General features: G+C 72.8%; 21 protein-coding genes and 2 pseudogenes. 9 read left to right on the top strand and 14 right to left on the bottom strand.

The genetic code is table 11. From position 1 onward, the window contains the following. Positions 1–143: 143 nt before the first annotated feature. Positions 144–782 (top strand): DUF6461 domain-containing protein, encoded by a 639-nt coding sequence (locus ACFWPI_RS22560; RefSeq protein ID WP_380371498.1) that lies wholly within the window; start codon positions 144–146, stop codon positions 780–782. A 165-nt stretch (positions 783–947) separates the two neighbouring features. Then, positions 948–1,205, top strand: a pseudogene (locus ACFWPI_RS22555) (transposase family protein); the annotation flags it as partial. 93 nt (positions 1,206–1,298) lie between these two features. Here ACFWPI_RS22555 and ACFWPI_RS22550 read toward each other — a convergent pair. The 3 genes and pseudogenes from ACFWPI_RS22550 to ACFWPI_RS22540 form a co-directional block, all read right to left on the bottom strand. Beyond that, positions 1,299–2,141 (bottom strand): annotated as a pseudogene (locus tag ACFWPI_RS22550) (IS5 family transposase); the annotation flags it as partial. Between the two features lie 60 nt (positions 2,142–2,201). Continuing rightward, positions 2,202–2,639, bottom strand: a complete 438-nt coding sequence (locus tag ACFWPI_RS22545; protein ID WP_380371501.1) for a Scr1 family TA system antitoxin-like transcriptional regulator — start codon at positions 2,637–2,639, stop codon at positions 2,202–2,204. Between the two features lie 110 nt (positions 2,640–2,749). Then, complete coding sequence (locus ACFWPI_RS22540) at positions 2,750–4,795, bottom strand: alkyl/aryl-sulfatase (RefSeq protein WP_380371504.1); 2,046 nt, start codon at positions 4,793–4,795, stop codon at positions 2,750–2,752. A gap of 769 nt (positions 4,796–5,564) precedes the next feature. On the opposite strand from ACFWPI_RS22540, the gene ACFWPI_RS22535 reads away from it, so the two are divergent. After that, on the top strand, positions 5,565–6,674 hold the full coding sequence (locus ACFWPI_RS22535) for a hypothetical protein (RefSeq protein ID WP_380371506.1): 1,110 nt from the start codon (positions 5,565–5,567) through the stop codon (positions 6,672–6,674). Positions 6,675–6,879: 205 nt separating this feature from the next. Continuing rightward, positions 6,880–7,389, top strand: coding sequence for a hypothetical protein (locus ACFWPI_RS22530; protein WP_380371509.1), 510 nt, complete (start codon positions 6,880–6,882; stop codon positions 7,387–7,389). Positions 7,390–7,467: 78 nt separating this feature from the next. On the opposite strand, the gene ACFWPI_RS22525 is transcribed toward ACFWPI_RS22530, so the two are convergent. The 6 genes from ACFWPI_RS22525 to ACFWPI_RS22500 form a co-directional block, all read right to left on the bottom strand. Further along, positions 7,468–8,367, bottom strand: coding sequence for a Gfo/Idh/MocA family protein (locus ACFWPI_RS22525; RefSeq protein WP_380371513.1), 900 nt, complete (start codon positions 8,365–8,367; stop codon positions 7,468–7,470). Between the two features lie 33 nt (positions 8,368–8,400). Then, positions 8,401–9,069, bottom strand: a complete 669-nt coding sequence (locus ACFWPI_RS22520; protein ID WP_380371515.1) for an O-methyltransferase — start codon at positions 9,067–9,069, stop codon at positions 8,401–8,403. A gap of 108 nt (positions 9,070–9,177) precedes the next feature. Further along, entirely contained in the window at positions 9,178–9,843 is a 666-nt protein-coding gene (locus ACFWPI_RS22515) for a DedA family protein (RefSeq protein ID WP_380371518.1), read from the bottom strand. Between the two features lie 202 nt (positions 9,844–10,045). Next, positions 10,046–10,858 carry a class I SAM-dependent methyltransferase gene (locus tag ACFWPI_RS22510; protein ID WP_380371520.1) on the bottom strand — a complete coding sequence of 271 codons (813 nt, stop codon included), beginning with the start codon at positions 10,856–10,858 and terminating at the stop codon, positions 10,046–10,048. A gap of 218 nt (positions 10,859–11,076) precedes the next feature. After that, positions 11,077–11,871: a fused MFS/spermidine synthase gene (locus tag ACFWPI_RS22505; RefSeq protein WP_363373491.1), complete on the bottom strand. Its 795-nt coding sequence runs from the start codon at positions 11,869–11,871 to the stop codon at positions 11,077–11,079. Positions 11,872–11,954: 83 nt separating this feature from the next. After that, the gene (locus tag ACFWPI_RS22500; protein ID WP_380371523.1) at positions 11,955–12,971 is read right to left on the bottom strand and encodes an alpha/beta hydrolase; all 1,017 of its coding nucleotides are present in this window, start codon (positions 12,969–12,971) and stop codon (positions 11,955–11,957) included. 247 nt (positions 12,972–13,218) lie between these two features. Here ACFWPI_RS22500 and ACFWPI_RS22495 point away from each other — a divergent pair, with 247 nt between their 5' ends. Then, positions 13,219–14,625 (top strand): selenium-binding protein SBP56-related protein, encoded by a 1,407-nt coding sequence (locus ACFWPI_RS22495; protein ID WP_380371526.1) that lies wholly within the window; start codon positions 13,219–13,221, stop codon positions 14,623–14,625. A gap of 92 nt (positions 14,626–14,717) precedes the next feature. Here ACFWPI_RS22495 and ACFWPI_RS22490 read toward each other — a convergent pair whose 3' ends face one another. After that, positions 14,718–15,980 (bottom strand): globin domain-containing protein, encoded by a 1,263-nt coding sequence (locus ACFWPI_RS22490; protein WP_380371528.1) that lies wholly within the window; start codon positions 15,978–15,980, stop codon positions 14,718–14,720. A 116-nt stretch (positions 15,981–16,096) separates the two neighbouring features. Continuing rightward, complete coding sequence (locus tag ACFWPI_RS22485; RefSeq protein ID WP_380371531.1) at positions 16,097–16,993, bottom strand: helix-turn-helix domain-containing protein; 897 nt, start codon at positions 16,991–16,993, stop codon at positions 16,097–16,099. Between the two features lie 158 nt (positions 16,994–17,151). Between ACFWPI_RS22485 and ACFWPI_RS22480 the strand changes: the two genes are divergently transcribed. After that, on the top strand, positions 17,152–18,246 hold the full coding sequence (locus tag ACFWPI_RS22480) for an NAD(P)-dependent alcohol dehydrogenase (RefSeq protein WP_380371533.1): 1,095 nt from the start codon (positions 17,152–17,154) through the stop codon (positions 18,244–18,246). 131 nt (positions 18,247–18,377) lie between these two features. Here the strand turns inward: ACFWPI_RS22480 and ACFWPI_RS22475 are convergent, their stop codons facing one another. The 3 genes from ACFWPI_RS22475 to ACFWPI_RS22465 all read right to left on the bottom strand — a co-directional run bounded on the left by ACFWPI_RS22475 (position 18,378) and on the right by ACFWPI_RS22465 (position 20,456). Beyond that, complete coding sequence (locus ACFWPI_RS22475) at positions 18,378–18,902, bottom strand: DUF6114 domain-containing protein (protein ID WP_380371536.1); 525 nt, start codon at positions 18,900–18,902, stop codon at positions 18,378–18,380. Between the two features lie 2 nt (positions 18,903–18,904). Beyond that, the gene (locus ACFWPI_RS22470) at positions 18,905–19,561 is read right to left on the bottom strand and encodes a DUF6230 family protein (protein WP_363373305.1); all 657 of its coding nucleotides are present in this window, start codon (positions 19,559–19,561) and stop codon (positions 18,905–18,907) included. 142 nt (positions 19,562–19,703) lie between these two features. Next, positions 19,704–20,456 (bottom strand): TetR/AcrR family transcriptional regulator, encoded by a 753-nt coding sequence (locus tag ACFWPI_RS22465; RefSeq protein ID WP_380371540.1) that lies wholly within the window; start codon positions 20,454–20,456, stop codon positions 19,704–19,706. 387 nt (positions 20,457–20,843) lie between these two features. Between ACFWPI_RS22465 and ACFWPI_RS22460 the strand changes: the two genes are divergently transcribed. The 3 genes from ACFWPI_RS22460 to ACFWPI_RS22450 all read left to right on the top strand — a co-directional run bounded on the left by ACFWPI_RS22460 (position 20,844) and on the right by ACFWPI_RS22450 (position 24,078). Then, positions 20,844–21,515, top strand: a complete 672-nt coding sequence (locus tag ACFWPI_RS22460; RefSeq protein WP_063346150.1) for a hypothetical protein — start codon at positions 20,844–20,846, stop codon at positions 21,513–21,515. A gap of 263 nt (positions 21,516–21,778) precedes the next feature. Then, on the top strand, positions 21,779–22,651 hold the full coding sequence (locus tag ACFWPI_RS22455; RefSeq protein ID WP_380371543.1) for an AAA family ATPase: 873 nt from the start codon (positions 21,779–21,781) through the stop codon (positions 22,649–22,651). After that, entirely contained in the window at positions 22,648–24,078 is a 1,431-nt protein-coding gene (locus ACFWPI_RS22450; protein ID WP_380371545.1) for a VWA domain-containing protein, read from the top strand. The genes ACFWPI_RS22455 and ACFWPI_RS22450 overlap by 4 nt, the downstream gene beginning before the upstream one ends. Positions 24,079–24,112: the final 34 nt, after the last annotated feature.

Genomic DNA, 24,112 nt, shown 5'->3' with positions numbered 1-24,112 from the left:
GTTGCTCACCCTCCCTCGCGCCCCCCCGCCCGCCCCGGGCGCCCCCCCCTACCCAGCGGGGGGGCGGGGGGGGGGGCACCGCCCCCCGGGCGCGGCCGCGGAGCCCCGACAACGAACGGCCCAGCAGAAAGAGGATCGCGACGATGACCACGCAGGACCCCTGGTGGGCGCACGACATCATCGTGTGCCTGACCTTCGCCCGCCACCGCGGCCCCGCACACGTCCTCGACGCCTACGGGGCAGCCGCCGAACCGGTCCGGGAGCTGACGCTGCAGCAGGCCCGCACCACCCTCCCGATCGCGGAGGGAGGCGTCGTCCTGCGCACCGGTGTCCTCGGGGACGGGGAGTGGGCGTTCTGCCACGAGAGCGGCGAGCCCGAGGGCTTCAAGGAGGCCGTGCTCTCACGCCTGTCGGCAGGCACCGAGGCCGTCCAGCTGTACAGCGTCGACGGCATGACCACCCTCGAACGCTACCGGGACGGCGTACGGATCGAGTCCTTCGAGGCGGGCTTCCCGTCGACGCTGCGCAGCGGCCCGGACCACCCGCTGTGGGACGCGGTCCAGGTGCTCCCGGACCGCTCCACGGCCACGCAGGCGGCCGAGGGAGTCCAGGCGTACCTGGGCGTCCGCATCGACGGCGACGTCCTGGAAGGCCCCCTGCCCACCGCGTACCTGCCTCCGGAGCGACGGGCGCCACTCTCCTCCCGCGCCCCCGCAGCCCCGGAGGACGCGTCCTCACAGGGGCTCGGCCGCCTCCTCCCAGGGCTTCCCCCGCACCCCTGACCCGCCGGCGCAGGACGCCACCGCTCGGGACGCCACCGGCCTCGACCTCCACCCCGCCAGAATGGGGTCTGTACAGCCAAAGGCTCTGTCCAGTAATCGGTGGTGACGAAGGGTGACGTCGGTCGTCGGCATGATGTGCGTGATGTCAACGAGCTTGTGAGCGTGGTGTTTTCGGGGCTGTCGGCCCTCGTCATCGAGGGGGTGGCGGACGAGGGCGAGGTCATCCGGGTGTCGGCGCGGACGCGGGATGATCCGGTGCCGTGCCCGGTGTGTGGGCGGCCGACGGGGCGGGTGCACGGGTTCCACGGCCGGGTGGTCGCGGATGTCCCGGTGGATGGGCGGCGGGTCGTCGTCTCGGTGCGGGTCCGACGTCTGGTCTGCCCGGTGCTCGGCTGCCCACGGCAGACGTTCCGCGAGCCTGTTCGCGCAGTTGCGCGATGGTCTCGCGCACCAGCAGCTGCCGGGTGCTGATCTTCTCCAGCATGTCCCTCCTGGGGTCCTCCCGTCACAGTCGTCGGCCCGCGCGGCGGGCGGGTCGCGCCAGCTCGCAGTGGCGGTGCGGGTCAGCCGGTGGAGCATGACGTCGGTCATCGACCAGTGGACCACCGCCACCGAGCTGGCGGGCAGTGCCTCGTAGTCCCGCGCCAGGCGGCGGTGCAGCATCAAGGGCCCCACGTCTGCTCGACCATCCACCGCTTCGGCTCGGGCGTGAACCCTCGTGTGCCGGGCGCGCGCTGGACGACCTCGACATCGATGCCCATGCGGGCGCCGTGCGCGACGACGGCGTTCTTGAATCCGGCGTCGACCCATGCCTTGGTCACGGTGGGCGCGCTCGCGGCGACCTTGTCCAGCAGCGTGATTCCGATGGCGTTGTCGTGCACGCTGGCGGCGACCACCACGACGGCGATGATCAGGCCCAGGACGTCGGTGGCGATGCCCCGCTTGCGGCCTGGGCTTCTCTTGCCCGGGTCCAGTCCGGTGGTGTCCTTGGGTGCCGTTCGTCGAGGCCCGCACGGTCTGCGAGTCCAGGACGACAGCGGTGGGGTCCTCGTGACGTCTGCGCATTTCGCGGACCTGCCATCGCATCAGGTCGTGGACGGTCTCGGCGGTGCCGTCGTCGCGCCACAGTGCGAAGTAGTAGTACACCGCGCTCTTCGGCGGCAGGTCATGCGGCAAGTACCGCCACTGGCAGCCGGTGCGAGCCTGGTAAAAGATCGCGTTCACGATCTCCCGCATGTCGTAGCCGCCCTGGTGGCCGCTGACCGAGGTGTGCCGGCCCTTCCAGGAGACGATGACCGGCCCGATCAGCTCCCAGGCCTCATCCGACAGGTCGCTCGGGTACGGAGCGCGTCCACCCACGCCCACCAGCGCACCGCATTTCCGGCCGGTCGGGAAGCCCTAAAACCGGACAACCTGCCTTCAAGCACGACGAGACCCACCGACACTCGCAGAACGCCCTCTCACATCGGCCGCCACCAACGCCTCCGCGTAGGCCCTGGTCTGGAACAACCCAGGAACAACACCCAACTCGAACTGCCGCAGCTCAACCGCCCTTGCCTCGTGCGCCGCATACTCCGGGAAACCTTCCAGCAGGGATCCCCCACCGCTGAGGCTCCAATAGGTCAGCTCCAGCGTCCCTCCCGTGTTCAGAACCCGATCGACCTCAATCACCCAGTCGAGTGTGGGACTGCGTGCCCCTCTTTCGAGGTTCGAAATCTGACTGTCACTCAGCGACATAAGCCTGCCGAGCTCGGCCTGGGTCATACCAGCCGCCTGGCGGGCCTTGCGAAGTTGGGCGCCGAACGCCGCAAGGGAGGATGCCGACGGATCGAGTTTGCCGAGGTGGTCCCGCAGCACGCGCCGGACGGTGTCCCGTTGCGGGGAGGTCGACGCCCCGGAACGTCAGGTACCGGCCGACTGCTGGCAGCCGGCCGGTACCGAATGGGGGTGAATGGGAGGTGAGGGGATCAGGGGGTGGTGAGGGCGAACCAGAAGTCGAAGCTCTCCAGCAGCCCCGCGAGAGTGTTCAGCGGGTCGATGGTGCCGGAGTCGACCGTCAGGTCCTTGCTGTCCGCGAGCGCGGCCACTTCCTTCTGCGCGTCCTTGGCGAGGGCGAGTTGGTTGAGACCGGTACGGGTGAGGGTGTACGAGGCATCGGCGCCGGTGCCGGTGTCGGCGGTGTAGACGAGGACGCCGTTTCGCAGCTGGACGGTGCACTGCGTGGGGTCTCCGGCGTTCCCGCCGGCGATGGTGAGGGCGATGGTGAGCGGGTTGTTCGCGGCGTCGGGGCCGTTGAGGCGGATGCCGAGGTAGTCGAAGACCATGTCCTGGGGCATGGCGGCGATCACGTCGTCCGTGATGATCTCGGGTGCGGGCAGCGCGCCGGTGCTGCCGGTGCCGGCGCCGGGGTTGCGCAGTTCCGCGGCCCCGGCGAGGTAGAAGTTGCGCCAGGGGCCGCTTTCGGCGAGGTAGCCGAGCTGCTCCAGCGCATCGGCCTCCAGCTTCCGGGCATCGGTGTTGGCCGGGTCCGCGAAGACCACGTGGCTGAGCAGTTCGGCGACCCACCGGTAGTCGTCGGCGGTCGTCGCGTTCCCGTAGGCGGTCTGCGCCGCCTTCACAATGGTGTCGGCGCCGAACGTGTCCGTGTAGCGCTTGCCGACCTCCTCGGGGGGCAGGCCGTGCAGGTGGGCCGCGTTGCCGTCGAACCAGCCGAGGTAGCGCTGGTAGACGGCCTTGATGTCGTGGTTGGTGGTGCCGTAGTAGCCGCGGTTGAACCACTGGCCGGCCAGGCTCTGGGGCAGCTGCTGGTCGAGGTCCTCGGCGATCTCGTGCATGGTCCGGCCGTGGTTGGCCAGGCGCAGGGTCTGGTCGTGCAGGAAGCGGTAGAGGTCGGCCTGGCTGGTGAGGAAGTCGACGATCTCGTTGCCGCCCTCGCTCTTCCAGCGGGGCCAGAAGTGGCTGGCGAACAGGGAGGTGGCGTCGCCCCCGTAGAGAGTGGCGGACTCGGTGAGGTAGTTCGACCACTCCTTGGCGTCGCGGACCTGGGCGCCGCGCAGGCTGTAGAGGTTGTGCAGGGTGGGCGTGGCGTTCTCCGCCATGCACAGCGACTTGACGTCGGGGAGGTAGAAGTTCATCTCCGCCGGCGCCTCGGTGCCGGGCGTGAGCTGGAACTCGAACTGGATCCCGGCCAGGGTGCAGGGGACGCCCGCGGGGATCTGGGTGTCCTCGTCGGTGACACTGGCGACGACGGTGTGGGTCGGGGCGAGCAGGCCGGTGGTCCCCGACGACATCGTCTTGCCGAGTCCCGCGTCGATCTGCTGGTCCGCGCCCTTGTGGAGCAGTGATCCGTACATGAAGGTGGCGCGACGGCTCATCGCGTTGCCCGCGTACACGTTCTCGCTGACGGCGTGCTCCAGGAAGCCGTCCGGCGCGACGATCTTGACGTCGGCATCGGGGGTGCCGCCCGCGAACAGGCCCCGGACGCCGCCGTAGTGGTCGGTGTGGGAGTGGCTGAAGATGACGGCCTTGATGGTGCGCGCACCGCGCTCGCCGAGGTAGAGGTCGAGGGCGGCCTTCGCACACTCCTCGCTGATCAGGGGGTCCAGGACGACGATGTCGCTGCTCTGCTGGGTCGGGTCCTCCATGAAGGTGATGTTGGATATGTCCATGCCGCGGACCTGGTAGACGGCGTCCTTCACCACCTCGTACAGGCCGGCGTTCATGTTCAGCACGGCATTGCGCCACAGGCTCGGATTGGCCGTGTCCGGCGCGGGGGTCTGCTCCGACAGGAACGCCGCGTAGGGGGCCAGGTTCCAGGCATAGGGCTGACCGCTGGGGCTGGGGCCGGGAACGGGGTCGTTGGGGTCCAGGGCCACCAGCAGGCCCTGCTTCGCGAAGTCCGCCTCGGCGTCCTGGCCGGGCGGCGGGAGCGCGACGCCGGCGTTCAGCTGTGCGGTCAGCGGGGTCGCCGGCTGCGGTTCGTCGTAGGGGGTGGGAAGAGCGGAGTCGGGCATGGACGCTTCCTCTCGGTGGTGGGGCGGAGCAGCGGCCGGCGGGCGAGCGCGCACGGCGCATCGCCCGCCGGGGGCCGCGGAATCCCGGGACGGTGGAAGACCAGGGGTCGCGACGACTCCCCCAGCGCGTCCCGGCAGGGTTCAGAAAGTACGCAGCCCTCCCCCGCACCGGCAGGGAATCGCCAAGAGCCGACACCTGCGCCTCCCAGAACCGGACAACCCGTCAGACCGGGGTTTCGGAGAGCTCCGGGCAAGCGCCGCACGGGGCTTACGTCACCACCGCCCCGCGGCCGGACACCACACGGGTGGTCGGGACGAGCGGACTCACCGGCGAACGGAATCGAACACGAGCGTGTGGGATCACGGGGCCGCGAGCGGGGCACGGTCTACGCAGCCCATCCGGCCGGATCCCGCCGGTGGCCGGATCAGATACGGCGCCCGGTGGCGGCAGCACGCGACCGAGCGACAGCCCGTAGCAGTCTGATCACGACGTCCGCGATCACGGACCGGCGCGTCCTCGTCGCCGGACGTGACCGCGACATGGCCGAAGACGTCCCCGCACTCACCCGCGGGTCCGAGGACATCTCCAGCGACGCGAGCCGCGCGCCGGCCTCGACAACCGCACGGGGAGCGGTCCCAACCTCGTCCGCGCCGCCCCGGCCACAGCGCCCCCGGATCTGGCCCGATCAAGGCCCGGCCGGCACCGAACTCCGCCACCCGGCGCCCGCCCCGCGCCGCACCCGTCCCACCCGACCGCCACAATGGCGCCATGAGGTTGATCCACGCCGTGGCCGGCGCACTGCTGCTCCTGCTCATCGTCGGCAGCATCCTGCGCACGCTGGTCGTCCCGCGCGGGCTGTACTCGGCGCTGGTCAGCCGGCTCTGGCGGGTGCTGCGGACCGTGCTCCGGCTCTACGCGACGCCGTTCCGCACCTATTACGCGCAGGACCGGGCGCTGACCTGGCTGGCGCCGCTGATCCTGCTCGGCATGCTCGGGGTGTGGCTCAGCGGCATGCTGCTCGCCTACACCCTGCTGCTGCACGGCACGTCCGACCTCAGCTGGTCGGTGGCCATCCGGGAGGCCGGATCCAGCCTCTTCACCCTCGGTTACGCCAGCGGCGAGCGCCTGCAACTGTCGGCGATCGACTTCATGGCCGCCGCCAGCGGCCCGCTGGTGATCGCCCTCCAGATCGCCTACCTGCCCACCCTCTACGCCGCCTACCAGCGGCGGGAGACCGAGGTGACCCTGCTCCAGTCCCGGGCCGGCGAGCCCGCCTGGGGCCCGGAACTGCTGGCCCGGCAGTCCCTCGTCGACACCGAGACCGCCCTCCCCCAGCTCTACCGGGACTGGGAGCGGCTCGCCGCCGACATCGGCGAGAGCCACTCCAACTACCCGGTGCTGCTGTCCTTCCGCTCCCCGCAGCCGAACCGCAGCTGGGTGGTCGGCCTGATCGCGGTGCTCGACGCGGCCGCCCTCCACCTCGCGCTCTGCCCGCGCTCGGCCCCGCCCGAGGCCCGCCTGGTGCTGCGCGCGGGCTTCACCGCGCTGCGCGACATCGGCCGCTCCGTGCGGATCGACTTCGACCCGGACCCGGACCCGGACGTCCCGATCCGCCTGACCTACACCGAGTACATCGGCGCCGTCGCCATGATCACGAGCGCCGGTTTCCCCCGTGAGCGCCCGGTCGACGAGGCCTGGCAGCACTTCCACGGCTGGCGCGTCAACTACGAGGCGCTGGCCTACGAACTCGCCCGCCGCGGCGACGCCGTCCCCGCCCTGTGGACCGGCCCGCGCGACTTCCACGCCCCCGTCATCCCCCCGGCCCGCCCCACCGACCGCCGCCCGGGCCCGACCGGCCCCACCCTCCCCGCAGCCTGACCCCACGACCGCGTGGCACCGCACAGCCGTATGGCACCGCGACCGAGACGGATCGAACCATCAGAAGCGCCACCAGGACGGAGTTCACCGAGTGACACCATCGCGACTACCCGCGTGGTCGGCCGCCGTGCTGACGGCAGCGGGGTTGCTGTGTGGCTGCGGTACCAGTGCGTCGGCCGGTGGCGGCCCTGCTGGTCCCGGGGCCGTGGTCTCCTCGCCGGCGCAGCAGGTGGACGCGCTCTCGCTCGCAGCGCTGCAGGACTTGGCGTCGGCGCTCGGAGAGCAGGGGCGCGGCGAGTTCAAGGACACCTTCGGCGCGCTGAAGCTGGACCCGGCGGCAGGCCGGGTCGTGCTGTTCGCGACGGACGAGCCGCGGGCCAGAGCCCTCGTCGCGGCCGCCGCCCAGGCGCATCCCGGCGTCGAGACGGGACGCGCCGAGATCCGGCACGCGTCCTACGCGCGGGCGACCGTCGACCCTGTCCTCAAGAGGATCGGCGATGCGGCACAGGCCGATTCGCTGCCGTTCCCGGTCTATACGGCGGCCCTGCTGCCGGACGCGTCGGGTATCACGGTCACCACGTCGCATGAAGGCGCAGCGTCGTCAGCACTCAAGAAGGCCGTGGCCGAGCTCGCGGGTACCGTCCCGGTGTCGTACGAGGAGGCCAAACCGGTCCGCAACCTGGACGCCACCGCTCAGATGGTGCCTCCGCCGTGAGCGGGCGCTGGCTCGTCACGTCATGACCCGGGCGGGCCCGCTGCGATGGTCCGCAGCGGGCCCGCCCGGGTGTCACAGCTACACCGCGACCGGTGCGCCCGTGGTCAGGGAGTGTTCGGCGCCGGCCAGGATTTCGACCACGCGCAGGCCGAACTCCGCGTCGCAGGGGTGTGGTTGGCCGGTGGCGGCCGAGGCCTGGAGGGCGTCCAGGGCGCGGTGCAGGGCTGCGGTCGGGCCCTCGCCGCGCTCGGGCAGGTGGGCGATGCCGTGCTCGCCGCGCAGTTCCAGGCCTGCGCCGCCGGCGCCGACCGGCGCGGTGAGGCTGAGCGCCAGGGTGCTGGAGGCGCCGGCGGCGTGCCGCAGCACCAGGTGGACGGTGTCCAGCGGGCCGGCCACCGCCGTGACCTGCGTCGCGTCGCCGAGCACCGGCAGCAGCACCGACAGCGCGTGCGGGCCGACGTCCCACAGCGCGCCCTTCTCCTCGCGCCACGGCGAGGCCGCGTACGGGCTGGTGCTGCCGGGGGCGAACACCGAGCCGAGCCAGTCCGAGCGGCCGGTGAACCAGCCGCCCAGGCCTGCCTGTTGCTCGATCCACGGGATCTGCTCCCCGCCGAAGCGGACGGTGAAGAAGACCACGGAGGCGACCTCGTGGGCCCGGACGGCCTCGGCCACGGCCTGCGCGTCCGGCACGGTCAGCGCGACCGGCTTGTCCAGCAGCAGGTGGCAGCCGGCCTCGGCGGCCCGTACCGCGAGGCCCGCCTGCACGGTCGGCGGCAGCGCGATCGAGACCGCGTCCACCTCGGCGAGCAGCTGGTCGAGGTCCGCGTAGCCGGGGACGCCGTACGCCCCGCCGAGGGCCGTGGCCGCCTCAGGCCGGCGGGCCCAGACGCCGGTGAACTCCAGCCCGGGGTGCTCGGCGAGGACGGGTGCGTGCACCCGCTCCGCCCAGGGGCCGGCGCCCAGCAGTCCGATCCGCACGATGTCTCCGTTCCTCCGTGGTACTTGAAAAATTCAGTTCTGCACGCGGGCCAGCGTGAAGCCGTCGTAGCCCTTGCTGCCGACCGTCTGCACCGACGTCGCGGTGACCCTCGGCTCGGCGGCGATCAGGTCGTGCAGCGCCCGGGTGCCGACCACCGCCGGGTTGGTGCTGTCCGCGTCGGCGACGGCGCCGCCGCGCACCACGTTGTCGACGATGATCAGCGAGCCGGGCCTGGTCAGCTGGAGCGCCCGCCGGAAGTACTCGGGGTTGCTGGGCTTGTCCGCGTCGATGAAGACCAGGTCGAAGGGCTCCACGCCCTGCTCCACCAGCGCGGCCAGCGAGTCGGCGGCCCGGCCGAGCCGCACCTCGGCGACCTTCTCCAGCCCTGCGCGCGCAATGTTCCCCTGGGCGACCTCGGCGTGCTTCGGGTCGATCTCCAGGGTGATCAGGGTGCCGTCCGCGGGCAGCGCCCGGGCCAGCCAGATCGCGCTGTACCCGCCGAGCGTGCCGACCTCCAGGATCCGCCGCGCGCCCTGGGTCAGCGCCAGCAGGTGCAGCAGCTTGCCCTGGTTGGGGGCGACGGCGATCTCCGGCAGCCCGGCCGCGTCGGCGGCGGCGGCCGCGGCCTCCAGCGCCGGGTCGTGCCCCACCAACTGCTCGGAGAAGTACGCGTCCACGGCATCCCACGTCGACTGGGTCATCGGGCCCTCCAGTTGTGCATGATCGGCAGGTACCCGCCGATGCTACTCCGAGGGCTCGACAGCCCCGCCGTGCTCAGTGCAGACGCCTCGTCACTGCGCTTACTGCGCTTATTCCGCGACGGGCGCCTTGGCGGCGGTCGCTGCGGCGGCCGCTTGCTCCGCCTCGATCTTGGCGTGGGTCTTGGCGGCCCGGCGCTTCATGAACCAGGCCGAGGCGCCGCCGATCAGCACCGCCGCGGCCAGGCCCGCCCAGGAGAAGCGGGACAGCCAGGGCTCGATGCTCTTGCCGACCTTGTAGACGAGCAGGGTCGTGCCGCCGGCCCAGACGATGCCGCCGAGCACGTTGGCGATCAGGAACTTCCAGTACGGCATCTTCAGCGCGCCGGCGAGCGGCCCGGCGAAGATGCGCAGCAGGGCGATGAAGCGGCCGAAGAAGACCGCCCACATCCCCCACTTCTGGAAGGAGCGCTCGGCGGTGGCCAGGTGGGACGGTCCGAAGTGCTTGGGGAACTTCCGTCCGAGCTTCTCGAACAGCGGCTTGCCGCCCTTGCGGCCGATCGAGTAGCCGATCGAGTCGCCGATGATCGCCCCGAGGATCGCGACCACCGCGATCCATTCCGGGCTCACCACACCCTTGACCGCCATCAGGGTGGCCGTGACCAGGGCGATCTCGCCGGGCAGCGGGATGCCCAGCGACTCCAGGCCGATGATCAGGCCGACCAGGGCGTACACCGCGGTCGGTGGGACGCTCTCGATCCAGGCGTCGATGTGCAAGGCCAGTACCTCCGTGGCAGGTCGGAACCGGCGCGGCCCTCAGCGGTGCCGCGCGCCGATTCCGGCAGTTGTCCGATGGCGGCAACGCGGCCGCTTCCCCATAAGGGCAGCCTAACGTGCCGGGCGGCCTGTCCCCCCGGCCGATCACCCGTGGTTACGACGTGCGGTGGTGCCTCATGGTTCCCGCTTGACCAGCCGTTCTTCAAGATCCGGCAAAGCGAAGTGCGACCACGGACGGCCGCGCGTTCACCCGGCGCACGAGCGGCAGCAGGGCGCGGAGCAGGCCCCGCCCGCCCTCCGGGTAGACCTCGCGCACGTCGGTCACCGCCGGGTGCGCGCCGGCCAGCTTGCCGCGTTCGTCCGCGTCCATGCCGAACGGCATCGGCGGCGCCTGGTAGTGCCGGTTCCGCAGCTTGCCCTGGACGGAGCGGGCGCTGAACCAGCGCGGCACCGCGTCCAGCACCATCGACCCGCCGGGGAAGCGCTCGGCGCAGGCCGCGATCAGTGCCCGCACCTCCTCCGGCCGCAGGTACATCAGCAGGCCCTCGGCGCAGATCATCACTCCGCGCGCCGGATCCACCTCGTCCATCCAGCCCGGGTCGGTGACCGGGCAGGCGAGGATCCGGCGCCGCTCGTCCGGCGGCAGCAGCCGCTCCCGCAGCGCGGCCGCCTCCGGCAGGTCCACCGACAGCCAGTCCGCCCGGCCGTTGTCGACCCGCCACGCCTGGGTCTCCAGGCCGTCCCCGAGGCCGACCACGGTGCCGCGCGGGCAGCGGGTGAGGAAGTCCGCCACCTCACGGTCGAAGCAGGCCGCCCGCAGCGCCTGCAACTGGCTGACCAGCGCGCCCTCCCCGAAGCGCTCCGCGAACGGGAAGTCGATCCGGTCGACCAGTTCGACCGCCTTCGGGTCCTCCAGGACCGTGTCCGGCCGACGCGCCTCCACCGCGCGGTGCCACAGCGTCCACAACGCCGTCTCCGGCACCTCCGCCAACTCCGGCCGCTCCCCGCCGCTCATCGCTCACTCCTTCGGACGTGCTCCGCGCTGGACCTGCTCCGCGCCGGACGTGTTGCGCGCTCGGCGTGCTCGACGCTCGACGTGCTCGACGCTCGACGTGCTCGACGCTCGACGTGCTCGACGCTCGACGTGCTCGACGCTCGACGTGCTCCACGCTCCGGCCTGAACCCGCCGATTCTGACACCCCGGACGCGGGGACGCTCGGGCCGCCGCGCCGCTCAGCCGATGCTGAACGCGCCGTCCGGCGGGGGCGGGGAGTCGGTGGCGTCGGCGTCCGTGACCGGGGCGGTGCGGCCGACCAGGGCGGCCAGGTCGGCGCCGTCGGTGAGGCGGGCCGGGAAGATGTCGCCGGCCAGCAGCCGGGTGAGCTCGGCGGCCGGGAGCGGGGCCGTCGAACCGGCGAGCAGGATGTTGCCGTACCGGCGGCCGCGCAGCACCGGGGCCTCGGCGACCAGGCAGGTGTACGGGAACACCGCGCCGACCGTCGCGGCCTGGGCCCGGGCGAAGGCCAGCGGCGGGCCGTCGGCCAGGTTGGCGGCGTAGCAGCCGCCGGGGCGCAGGGCGGCGGCGGCCAGCCGCAGGAACTCCACCGAGGTGAGGTGGGCGGGGGTGCGCGAGCCGTGGAAAACGTCCGCGATCACCAGGTCCCGGGTGCCGGGCGGGGTCTCGGCGAGGGCGGCGCGGGCGTCGCCGACGGTCGCGGTGATGTCCGCGCCGGGCCCCTGCCAGGGCAGGTGCTCGGCGACCAGGTCGAGCAGCGGCCCGTCCACCTCGACCACCCGCTGGCGCGAGCCGGGGCGGGTGGCGGCGAGGTAGCGGGGCAGGGTGAGCGCGCCGCCGCCCAGGTGCAGCACGTCCAGCGGCCGCCCGGCGGGGGCGAGGGCGTCGGCGAGGTGGCCGAGCCGCCGGGTGTACTCGAACTCCAGGTGGGTCGGGTCGGCGAGGTCGACGTAGGACTGCGGGGTGCCGTCCAGGGTGAGCAGCCAGCCGCCGTCCCGGTCGAGGTCCGGCATGAGCTTGGCGAAGCCGAGGTCGGTGTGGCGCCCGACCGGCACCGGCTCGTCCGTCACCGGCTCGTGCGTCACCGACTCGTCCGTCACGCGCTCTCCCCCACGGCCTGAGCGTCCACGGCCTGGGCGTCCACCGACCCGACGTCCACCAGTCGGACGTCGAGGTAGGCGGCGAGCCAGCGGTCCAGTTCGGCGAAGGCCCGGGTGCGGGCGGCCTCGCCCGAGAGCACCAGGTCGTGCATGCCGCCCTCGATCCGGACGATGGTGACGTGCCGGCCCAGCCGCGGGCCCTGGCCGGCGATGTCGTCGGCGCGCAGCACGGCGTCCGCGTGGTGCAGGGCGTTGTGCCACTTGGTGGTCGTGATCGACCTGGTCGACGCCATCAGCAGCACCGGCACGTCGATCCCGAGCCCGTGCCGCAGCTGCCGATGGCCCTGGTGGATGGCGGACAGCCAGCCCGCGTACAGCGGGAAGCCCTCGGGGCGCTTGAGGGTGAGGTCGAAGTCCCACTCGCCCTCGTGGTCCTTGTGCAGGCTGTGCGTGTAGTGCGGGTTGAGCGTCGACGGCAGCACGCGGGTGGGCGCCAGCCGTCCGATCGCGGTGACGGCCGGGCCGCCGACGGTCCGCACGGCGGGCGCGGCCGGCATCGACAGGAACGGGCTGTTCAGGAACAGCCCCTCCACCAGACCGCGCCCCGAGCGCCGCCCCGCCCACAGTGCGCCGATCAGCCCGCCGGTGGAGTGCCCGTTCAGCAGCAGCCGCCGGTGCCCGTCCACCTCGCGGATGATCCGCACCGCCTCGTCGATCTCCTCGTCGTACTCGGCGAGGTCGCGCACGAAGTTCGGCGACTGGTGCGGGCGCAGGGAGCGACCGTACTTGCGCAGGTCCAGGGCGTAGAAGGAGAAGCCGAGCGCGGCGAAGTGGTCGGCGAGGTTGGTCTGGAAGAAGTAGTCGTTGTACCCGTGGATGTACAGCACGGCCCGCTCCGCCCCCGGCACCAGCCGGCGCACCAGCGTCGCGCAGACCTCCCCCTCGGCGTCCGGCCGCAGTGTCAGCTCGGCCGTCTCGTAGGGGGCACCCAGGATGTCTTCCCGAAACTCCATCTGCGCCGCACCCGTCCTCATGCTCGACCTGCCGTCCGTCGCAGGTGTTCTTGATCCAGGACCCCGACAATACCGGCCGGTAGCCCGGGGCGGCCTGTCGGGCGCCGCTCTGCCGGGCATCGGTGTGACCCGGCCGTCCGCGCCTCCTGATCGCTCCCCGTGCGCCTGCTGTGCGCCGGTGGTCGTGTGGAACGCTACCCGGACAGATCCAACTCCGGTTGTCACGCAGGCGAGTTGAGGAGAACACATGCCGCAGGCCGGCCACACCGATCCGTCGCTGTACCGTTCGGCCGCCGAGGCGATCGCCGCGCCACCGGAGACGCTGGCGTACGTCGCCGGGTTCGACCGGGCCGGGGAGCGGCCGGACGCGCTGCTCACCGTGGACACCGATCCGGCGTCGGCGAGCTACGGGAAGGTCCTGAACTTCGCCGAACTGCCGACGCTGGGCGACGAGTTGCACCACTTCGGGTGGAACGCCTGCTCCAGCGCGCTGGCGCACGCCTGCCACGAGAACCCCGAGCGGCGCTACCTCCTCCTCCCGGGCCTGCGCTCCTCGCGGCTGCACGTGATGGACACCCGGCCCGACCCCGTCCGGCCGCGCCTCGTCAAGACCGTCGAGGCGGCGGAACTCGCCGCCAAGGCCGGCTACTCGCGCCCGCACACCCTGCACTGCGGGCCGGACGGGGTGTTCCTGTCCTGCCTGGGCAGCGGGGACGGGAACGACGGGCCCGGCGGGGTGGCGCTGCTGGACCACACCACCTTCGAGGTGCTGCGCGCCTGGGAGACGGAGCGCGGGCCGCAGCACTTCGCGTACGACGTCTGGTGGCACCTGGGGACGAACGTGGGGGTGACCAGCGAGTGGGGCACGCCCTGGATGGTGGAGGGCGGGGTCGTCCCGGAGCTGCTGCTGGGCCGCAAGTACGGGCACGCGCTGCACTTCTGGGAGCTGGACTCGGGGCGGCACCTGCAACGGATCGACCTCGGCGACCAGTACCAGATGGTGCTGGAGCTGCGCCCGGCGCACGATCCGCAGGCCGAATGGGGCTTCGCCGGGGTGGTGACCAACGTCGAGGACCTGTCCGCCTCGGTCTGGCTCTGGTACCGGGAGGGCCCGGCGTTCACCGCGCGCAAGGTGATCGAGATCCCCGCCGAGCCCGCCAAGACGGAGGACCTGCCGCCCGCGCTGCAACCGTTCGGCGCGGTGCCGCCGCTGATCACGGACATCAACCTGTCGGTGGACGACCGCTGGCTGTACGTGTCCGCGTGGGGCACCGGCGAGCTGTTCCAGTACGACGTGTCGGACCCGTTCCACCCCCGGCTCGCCGACTCGGTGCGGCTGGGCGGTGTCGTCGCCCGCACCCCGCACCCGGCCGCGCCGGGGCGCCCGCTGAGCGGCGCCCCGCAGATGGTCGAGATCAGCCGGGACGGGCGCCGGCTCTACCTCACCAACTCCCTCTACGGCGCCTGGGACGACCAGTTCTACCCGGACGGCATCGAGCCGTGGATCATCAAGCTGGACGCCGACACCGAGGCGGGCGGGCTGAGCGTCGACGAGCGCTTCTTCCCGCACGGCGCCGACTTCCGGGGCCTGCGGGTGCACCAGACCCACCTCGCGGGCGGCGACGCCTCCTCGGACTCCTACTGCTACCGGTAGGACGTCAACCGGCGGGACGTCCACCGGCGGGACGTGCACCGGCAGGACGTGCGACTACCGGCAGGACGTACGGCTAACGGCAGGACGTACGGCTAACGGGCGAGCGCCTGGTCGTAGCGGACCTGGGCCAGGGGCAGCCCGGCGGCGAGCAGTTCGGAACGGACGGAGGCGACCATGCCGGCCGGGCCACTGACGCAGGCGAGGTGCTCGCGCCAGTCCCCGGCGCCCGCGACGGCGTCGGCGAGCCGGCCGGCGGTGACCGGCGTGAGCGCCAACCAGGGCTTGTGCAGGCCGAGTTCGGCGAGGGCGGACCAGTCGTAGAGGTCGCCGCGGTCCCGGGCGCCGACGAACAGGTGGACGCGGCGGCCGCGCGGGCGCTGGGCGGCCTGCTGCTCGACGATGGCCTTCATCGGGGCCAGGCCGGTGCCGCCGGCGACCAGCAGCAGGTCGCGGGTGTCGTCCTCGGACAGCAGGCCGCCGCGCGGCGGGCCGAGGCGCAGCCGGTCGCCGACCGCGGTGCGTTCGACGAGGGCCGCGCTGACCCCGTCCGGCCCGGTGCGCCGGACGTGGAACTCCAACTCGTTGTCGCTGCGCGGCGCGCAGCCCATCGAGTACTGCCGCCAGGTGTGCGGGAGCGTCGGGTGTTCGACCGTGCCGTACTGTCCGGCCCGGTACGGGTAGGGCTCGCCGGTGCGCACGCGCAGGACGGCGAGGTCGGGGCGGCGGCGCTCGTGGCCGGTCACCACGGCGTGCCAGTACGGGGGTTCGGTGAGCGCGGAGTCGGCGCCGGCGGTCATCGCCGCGACGGCGAAGCGCAGCATCCGGACCCAGGCCGCTTCCATCTCCTCGGTCCACCGGTCGCCCGCCCGGCGCCGGATCGCCGCGCACAGGGCCTCCTCGAAGGCCTCGTAGTGGACCGGCCGGACGCCCAGTTTGCGGTGGTCGCGCCCGAGTTGGCGCAGAGTCGCGGCCAGTTCGGCCGGGTGGTGGAGGTGGTCCACCAGGTGGCGGAGGATCCGTTCCAGGTGGGCCTGCTGGAACTCCATCGAGGCGGGGAAGAGCGGGCGCAGGTAGGGGCGGCGGCGGAACATCACCGCGTAGAGGTGGTCGATCAGTTCGGAGAGCGGGTCGAGCAGGCCGAGGTCGCGCCGGATCAGCCGTTGGTCGGCGGCGCCGTCGTAGCCGTCGTAGCCGTCCGGTCCGCCGGTGCCGCCGTACGCGTCGGCACCGGAGCCGGCCGGGTCGGGCCCGAAGGGCGAGGCGGGGGTGAGGAGTTGGCGCCGGAGCCGCATCGCGTGGTGGCGGGCGATCAGCCGGTCGTACTCGGCGGTGGTGCCGCTGGTGGTGGTGTCCATGACCCGCCCAGTCAATCGCCGCCCGGTTACCGGCGAGAAGGGCCGATGGCCCCGATCGGACCCGGGACCATCGACCCCTTGACGGGAGGGCCTGGCCGGAAGGCCTACCAGGGGCGCTACCGGACGGGATCGACCGGGGTCGCCTCGGCAGGCTCGGCGGGCTCCGGGTGGAACTCGGTGGCCGCCCAACTGGCCAGCAGGCGCAGGGATTCGGCGGAGCTGGAGCCGGGCTCGGCGTGGTAGGTGACGAGCACCTGGTCGACGTCCCCGGCCGGGCGCAGCGTCTCGTACTGGAGGTTCAGCCGGCCGACCACCGGGTGGTGCAGCCGCTTGGTGCCGTGGCCCTTGTCCTGGATGCTGTGGGCGGCCCAGAGGCGGCGGAAGTCGGCGCTCTTGAGGGAGAGTTCGCCGATCAGCGAGGCGAGCCTGGGGTCGTCCGGATCCCGTCCGGCGTCCAGCCGCAGCATGCCGACGACGTCGGTGGCCTTGCCGTCCCAGTCCTCGTAGAGCTCGCGGGAGGCCGGGTCGAGGAAGAGCTGCCAGGCCATGTTGCGCTGCTCGGGCGGCATCGCGGCGAAGTCGCCGAGCAGGGCGGTGCCGAGCCGGTTCCAGCCGATGATGTCCAGGCGCCGGCCGAGGACGTACGCGGGCACGCACTCCATCGCGTCCAGGAGCTGCTGGAGCGCGGGCCGGACCCGCTGCGGGCGGGCGGCGGCCCGGCCGGGGCGGCGGCGGGCGGGCCTGGTGAGCCGGCCGAGGTGCTCGCGCTCGGCGGGGCTGAGCCGCAGCACGCGGGCGATGGCGTCCAGGACGGCGGCGGAGACGCTCTCGCCGTGGCCCTGTTCGAGCCGGGTGTAGTAGGCGGTGCTGACTCCGGCGAGCAGGGCCAGCTCCTCGCGGCGCAGGCCGGGCACCCGCCGCCGGGTGGTGCTGTCCGGCAGGCCCACGTCCTCGGGCCGCAGCCGGGCGCGGCGGGATCGGAGGAACTCGCTGAGTTCGGTGCGCTGGTCCATGCCTGCAGTATGCGGGGGATCCGGGCCGCAGGGGCGGGGGCAAGGGTGATACTGCCGTGCGTACGTTCCGCGGTCGTACGTCCGGGGTCCCTACGCGTGGCCTGCGTACGAAGAGCTCTGGTCTGGCTGGTCGCACCGCACCGGCGCAGGCTGGAAGCATGACGAACTCGACGAACGCAACGACGACGAGCACCACCGAGGGCACCACCCGCACGGTCGCCGCCTACGCCGCGGCGCGGCCCGACTCCCCGCTGGAGAAGACCACCGTCACCCGCCGGGCGGTGGGCGAGCACGACATCGTGATCGACATCAAGTTCTGCGGCATCTGCCACTCCGACATCCACCAGGTCGGCGAGGACTGGGGCACCGGCATCTTCCCGATGGTCCCGGGCCACGAGATCGCCGGCGTGGTCACCGAGGTCGGCGCGGGCGTCACCCGCTGGCAGGCCGGCGACCGGGTCGGCGTGGGCTGCATCGTCGACTCCTGCCGGGAGTGCGACAACTGCCGGGCCGGCCTCCAGCAGTACTGCACCGGCCAGGGCGGCACCGTCTTCACCTACAACAGCGTCGGCCACGACGGCCTGCCGACCCACGGCGGCTACTCCTCGAAGCTGGTCGTCGACGAGGCGTACGCGCTGCGCATCCCCGACAACCTGCCGCTGGACGCCGCCGCGCCGCTGCTGTGCGCCGGCATCACGCTGTACTCGCCGCTCGCGCACTGGGGTGCCGGGCCGGGCAAGAAGGTCGCGATCGTGGGCCTCGGCGGGCTCGGCCACATGGGCGTGAAGCTCGCCCACGCCATGGGCGCGGAGGTCACCGTGCTCAGCCAGTCGCTGCGCAAGCGCGAGGACGGGCTGAAGCTCGGCGCCGACCACTACCGGGCCACCTCCGACCCGGCCACCTTCACCGAGCTCGCGGGCACCTTCGACCTGATCGTCAACACGGTCTCCGCCGACCTCGACCTGAGCGCCTACCTCGGCCTGCTGCGCACCGACGGCACCATGGTGCAGGTCGGCGCGCCGGAGAAGCCGGTCACGGTGAACGCGCACGCGCTGCTGTCCGGCCGCCGTTCGCTGGCCGGTTCGATGATCGGCGGGCTGCCGGCCACCCAGGAGATGCTGGACTTCTGCGGCGAGCACGGCATCACCGCGGAGATCGAGCTGATCCGCGCCGGGCAGGTCAACGAGGCCTACCAGCGGGTGCTGGCCGGCGACGTCCGGTTCCGCTTCGTGATCGACGCCGCGACGATCTGACCGTCCCGGCCTGACCTCGCACTCCCCCGTGCCCCGACGCCCCGCCCCCTGGTGCTCTCCCATCACCAGGGGGCGGGCGCCGTCGGGGCGCCTCGGGCCAGACCCCGGCCGGGTCGGCCCCGGGCTGCGGGTCAGACCCCGGCCGGGTCGGCCCCGGCCGTGCCCGCTCGGGACGACCGGCGTTCCTGGCGCCGGTCCTCCCGCCGTTGCCGCCCCCGGCGCAGCGGCTGATCGGGCAGCCAGCCGAAGGTGAGGCAGGCGCCCACCAGTCCGAGCAGCATCCCGATCACGAAGCCGCCCAGGTTGGAGGTGAGCCAGCTCGCCAGCGCGGCGAGCACGGCGAGGACGGAGTAGAACAGCCGCTGAGCCGGGTTGAACAGGATCAGCAGGCCGCACAGCACCATCACCGCCGGCACCAGGTAGCCCGCCAGCCCCTGCATCCCGATGTGCAGGACGACGGGCAGCGGGGCACGCAGGGTGAACAGGATCTCGGCGCCGCCGAACAGCACCAGCAGCCCGCCCCAGAACGGCCGTTGGCCCCGCCAGTCGCGTTTGACCGGTCGGGTGGTGGCGGGAGCGGGGGCGGGAGCCGTCCCCACGGCCCCCTCCGCGACGCCCTCGCCGGAACCGGCCGGCTCCGGTACGGACTCCGTCATGGTCAGCAGCCCTGGGAGCTGAAGCTCAGCCGCAGGTTGGGCAGTTTGAACCCGACGGCGGTGCTCGCGTAGTTGTGCTGCTTGAGGTGCGTCAGCACGACGGTGTCGGCCTGCTGCCCGAAGACGCCCGGGTTGCCCTTGCCCGCGTTGCCGGCCTTGGTGTACGTGCTGGCGTCGCCGCCGATCTCGATGTTGGTGAACTCCGCGTCACCGGACAGCATGTCGGAGTCGGTGGTGAGGTCGGTGGCGGAGACGGGGGTGCCGGCGTCGCCGGCGTGGATCACCAGGTTGACGCCACCGAGGTCCACGCTCTGGCACAGGTTGGTGATCTCGGCCTTCTTGATCGCCGAGACCGCGACCAGCACCTGACCGCCGGTGGAGCCCTGGTTGGGGCTGTCGGGGATCATCGAGTCCAGGCTGCCGAACTGGGCGAAGCCCTTGCCGTCGAGCTTGTCCGCGGTGATCGTGAACGGCATGCCGCTGATGGAGAACTGGGCGGCGAGTACGCCCTGGGCGGTGAGGGCCATCAGGACGGCGCCCGCGGCGACGGCCGGAACGGCCATCCAGGCGCTGCGCTTGAGCCGTACCCGCCCTCTCCTGCTGCCGGTCGGCGTCTCCGGGGTCTCGGCCGCGGCGGCGGCGTCCTCGGACATGGCCATGTGTGCTCCCTGTTGGGTGGGTGGGATGTGCAGGCACTGGCACGGTGCCCTGGCGCGGACAGCGTTCCACGGCCCGACCGGGCCGCCCGCCCCTCGGCAGCGGGGCGGGCACGGTCAAGCCGCGCTTTGAGTAACTGGGAAGCTACTGCCCGGTAGTGGCCGGGTCAATACGGGTGCACGAAGGATCTTCACCGATCGGAAACCCGAGCCGGACGGCCGCCTGCGCCGGGCCGAGGAAGGGCGCGAGACAGAACATGCTCAACACCGGAAGGAGTTCCGGAAGTTGAACCGTCCGGCCGGAGTCGATCCGCCGGTAGAGCGCGCTGTAGACCCCGCCCACCACGGCGTCCACCAGCTCCACCACCCGCACACCGCCCAGCGGTTGGGGCACCTCGGCGAAGAACGCCCGGAACCGGGTGAGGAGTTGGTCCCGCTCACGGCGGCCGGCCGGTCCGACCGCCTCGATCTCGATCACCGCCATGGTCGCGAAAGCCGGCGTCCCCGCCAGCAGATGGAGCATCGCGCCGAGCGCCTGCCGGATCCCGGCGCACCAGTCGGACTCCGCCGCGAAGGCCGCCGCCATCCGCCGGAGCACCACTCCGGTGCCGTGCCGGTGCGCGGCCAGGAAGGCGTCCTCCTTGCCGCTGAACAGCTCGTAGAAAACCGGCCTGGTCACACCCGCCGCGCGGCAGATGTCGCTGACCGTGGCGTGCTGGTAGCCGCGCGCGGCCACCGTCTGGACCAGCCCGTCGAGCAGCCGCTCGCGCTGGGTCGCGGCCACCACGCCCGGGGGCAGCCGGCTCGGGCCGCGCTTGATGGACCGGGCCGGGTCACGACCGGCCCGCGCGCCCGGCAGCAGGATCACGTCGGCACTTCGGAGGTGTTTCCGTTCCATCACCAACTCCTGTTACCTGTATTGACATTGACGCAACATCGGGTTTACAACACTGACAGGTTTCCAACCGGTGGGCGACCCTGTCACCACCGGACGACCTCCAGGGGCTCCGGCGGCCCCGGGCGAACAGCCCGGGCCACGGGACCACGAGCGGACGCAGGCCCGCGGCGGTGGCAGCCGCCGACGTGCACTCCTGCACTCGCAGCGCACGTCCGCACCTTCACACCGCTGTGCCGTACGAGCGGGCCCGTGGCGCCGGGCCCGCCGCACCACGGCCCCGCGAAGCCCCCGGTACGCCATGCCCACGCACCTCCCCCGCCGTGCACGCCACCACACCCGCACCGCGGGCCACCCCCACCCGTCTCCGCACGGAGAGAGGTCACCCTCATGCGCTTTCGCCGTACGCTCGGTACCGCCGCCCTCGCCGCCCTCGCCTTCACCTGCGCCGCCGTCGCACCCGCCCAGGCCGACGGCTCCGCGGTGCTGACCACCGGCAGCAGCAGCGGCCCGGACGTCGCCGTCGGCGACGTCCTCACCGCCAGCCTGGTCTCGGGCACCGCCGCCACCTTCTACAGCAGTGCCAGCGGCACGAGCGGCATCAGCTGCGCCAACTCGGCCTTCTCCGCGACCGTGACGGCCAACCCGGCCGCCCCCGGCAGCGCGGTCGAGCAGCTCAACACCCAGACCTTCGGTTCCTGCTCCTCCAACGTCCTCGGCGTCACCGGCGTCAAGAGCATCACCGTCAACAACCTGCCGTTCACCAACACCGTCGGCGACGGCCCCGGCAACCCGGTCGCCCTCACCCCCGGCGCGGCCGGCGCGATGAAGACCACGGTGGTGCTCAACACCATCCTCGGCAGCATCAACTGCGTCTACCAGACCACCACCGGGATCAACGGCACCACCTCGAACACCGGCAACACCATCGGCTTCTCCTCCCAGCCGTTCAACCTGGTCTCCGGCTCGGGCCTGTGCTTCTCGACCGGCTGGTTCAGCGCCACCTACGGCCCGGTCACCGACACCTCGGTGGCGGGCAGCCCGCTCATCTTCGTCAACTGACGACCCGAGGGGCACGCACCACCTGACGTCCGATCAGGCCCCGTCGACTGACGGCCGAGACCGGCGGGAACAGACGGGCGGTGTACGGCGGCCGTGGTTGCCGTACACCGCTCCGGCGCGCCCGCGCGCCCGCCAGGTGATCCGGCAGCACGCCACGACCCCGGCCCCGCGCCGCGCCACCCCGCCGAAGCCCCGAGACAGCGAAGTGACCGGCCGGTAGGGTGCTGCCGCACGGACAGGGCGGACAGGAACGGGGCGGGCAGATGAGCGGCGACGGCACGGGGTTCTTCGCATCGGTGGCGGACACCGCCGACCAGCTGGCCGCCACCGGCTACCTGGCCTCCACCGCCGTGGCCACCACCGTCTTCCTCGCCGACCGGCTCGGCAAGCCGCTGCTGGTCGAGGGCCCCGCCGGGGTCGGCAAGACCGAACTCGCCAAGGCGGTGGCCGCGGTCGGCCGGGCCCGGCTGGTCCGGCTCCAGTGCTACGAGGGCATCGACGAGGCCCGCGCCCTCTACGAGTGGAACCACGCCAAGCAGCTGCTGCGGATCACCGCCGGCCGCGACGAGGGCTGGGACGAGGCCCGCACCGACATCTTCGGCGAGGAGTTCCTGCTCACCCGCCCGCTGCTCACCGCCATCCGCGGCGACGAGCCCACCGTGCTGCTGATCGACGAGATGGACAAGGCCGACGTCGAGGTGGAGGCCCTGCTGCTGGAGGTGCTCAGCGACTTCCAGGTCACGGTGCCCGAACTCGGCACCATCGCCGCGAGCCGCCGCCCCTTCGTGCTGCTCACCTCCAACGCCACCCGCGAACTGTCCGAGGCGCTGCGCCGACGCTGTCTCTTCCTCCACCTCGACTACCCGGACGCCGAGTTGGAGCGGCAGATCGTCCGGCTCAAGGTGCCCGGCCTGGACGACACGCTGGCCGCCTCGCTGGTCCGGGTGGTCGGCGCGCTGCGCGCGATGGACCTGCGCAAGGCGCCGTCCGTCGCCGAGACCATCGACTGGGCCCGCACCCTGCTGGCGCTCGGCGCCGACACGCTCGACGAGGCGGTCGTCCAAGAGACCCTCGGGGTGATCCTCAAGCACCAGGACGACATCCGGAAGGCCGCACGGAAGCTCACCGTCGCATGACCACCGCCCCACCGCCGGCCGACACCGCCGCCCGGCTCACCGGCCTGGTCCGCGCGCTGCGCGGGCACGGCCTGCGGATCGGCCCCGCCGAGACGGTCGACGCCGCCGCCGTCCTCGACGTCCTCGGGCTCGCCGACCGCGAGCAGATGCGGGCCGGCCTGGCCGCCGCGCTGCTGCGCTCGGACACCCAACGGGCCGCCTTCGACGCCACGTTCGACCTGTTCTTCCCACTCGGCGTCGGCACCCCCGAGGCCGTCCGCGCCGACCCGCCCGCACTCCCGGACGACCCCCGGCCGCCGCGCCCCGGCCGGCCCGACCCGCTGCGCGACGACCTGCGCGAGCGCCTCGCCGCCGCCCTGGCCGCCGACGACCGGGCCGCCCAGGCCCGGCTGGCCGGCGAGGTGGTGGAGGCCCTGGGCCGGTACGGCGCCGGAGCCACGCCGGCCTCGGACGGCTGGTCGGCCCACCAGGCGCTCGGCCGGCTCGCCCCCGAGACGCTGCTCGCCCGGATCCTCGCCGCCCTGCGCGGGCAGGCCACCACCCCGGACCTGTCCGACCGCGTCCTCGCCGACGAGATCCGCCGCCGCATCCAGGACTTCCGCGCCCTGGTCGCCACCGAGGCCCGCCGCCGGGTCGCCGAACTGCGCGGCGCCGAGCGGATCGCCGAACGCGCCGTCGCACCCACCGCCGACCGGATCGACTTCCTCGCCGCCGGCCGCGACCAGCTCGCCGAACTGCGCCGCACCGTACACCCGTTGGCCCGCAAGCTGGCCACCCGGCTGGCCGCCCGGCGCCGCCGCGCCGCACGCGGACAGATCGACCTGCGCCGCACCCTGCGCCGCTCGCTGTCCACCGGCGGGGTGCCGCTGCGCCCGGCCTACCGGCTGCGCCGCCCGGCCCGGCCGGAACTGGTGCTGCTGTGCGACGTCTCCGGCTCGGTGGCCGGATTCGCCGACTTCACCATGCTGCTGGTGCAGGCGATGAGCGAACAGTTCAGCAAGGTAAGGGTGTTCGCCTTCGTGAACCGCACCGCCGAGGTCACCGCCCTGCTGGCGCGCGGCGACGCCGACCCGGCCCGGCTCGCCGCCCGGATCCTCACCGAGGCCAAGGTGATGGGCCACCACGGCAACAGCGACTACGGCTCCGCCCTGGGCGAGTTCGCCGAACGGCACCTGGACGCGGTCGGCCCGCGCACCAGCGTGCTGATCCTCGGCGACGCCCGCAACAACCACCGCGACCCGAACCTGGACGCGCTGCGCCGGATCGCCGGCCGGGCCCGGCGGGTCCACTGGCTCAACCCCGAGCAGCCCGCCCTCTGGCCGACCGGCGACTCCGCCGCAGCCGCCTACGCGGGCGTCGTGGAGATGCACTCCTGCCGCAACGCCCGCCGCCTCGGCGAACTGATCGCCCGCCTGCTGCCGGTCTAGGGAGCTTCCGAGTCCGTTGCCGTGGCGGCCGAAG

It is taken from the genome of Kitasatospora sp. NPDC058492, from assembly GCF_042720685.1.
Lineage (GTDB): Bacteria > Actinomycetota > Actinomycetes > Streptomycetales > Streptomycetaceae > Kitasatospora.
Note: the sequence above shows the minus strand (reverse complement) of the source record. Positions and strands in the feature narration are given on the sequence as shown.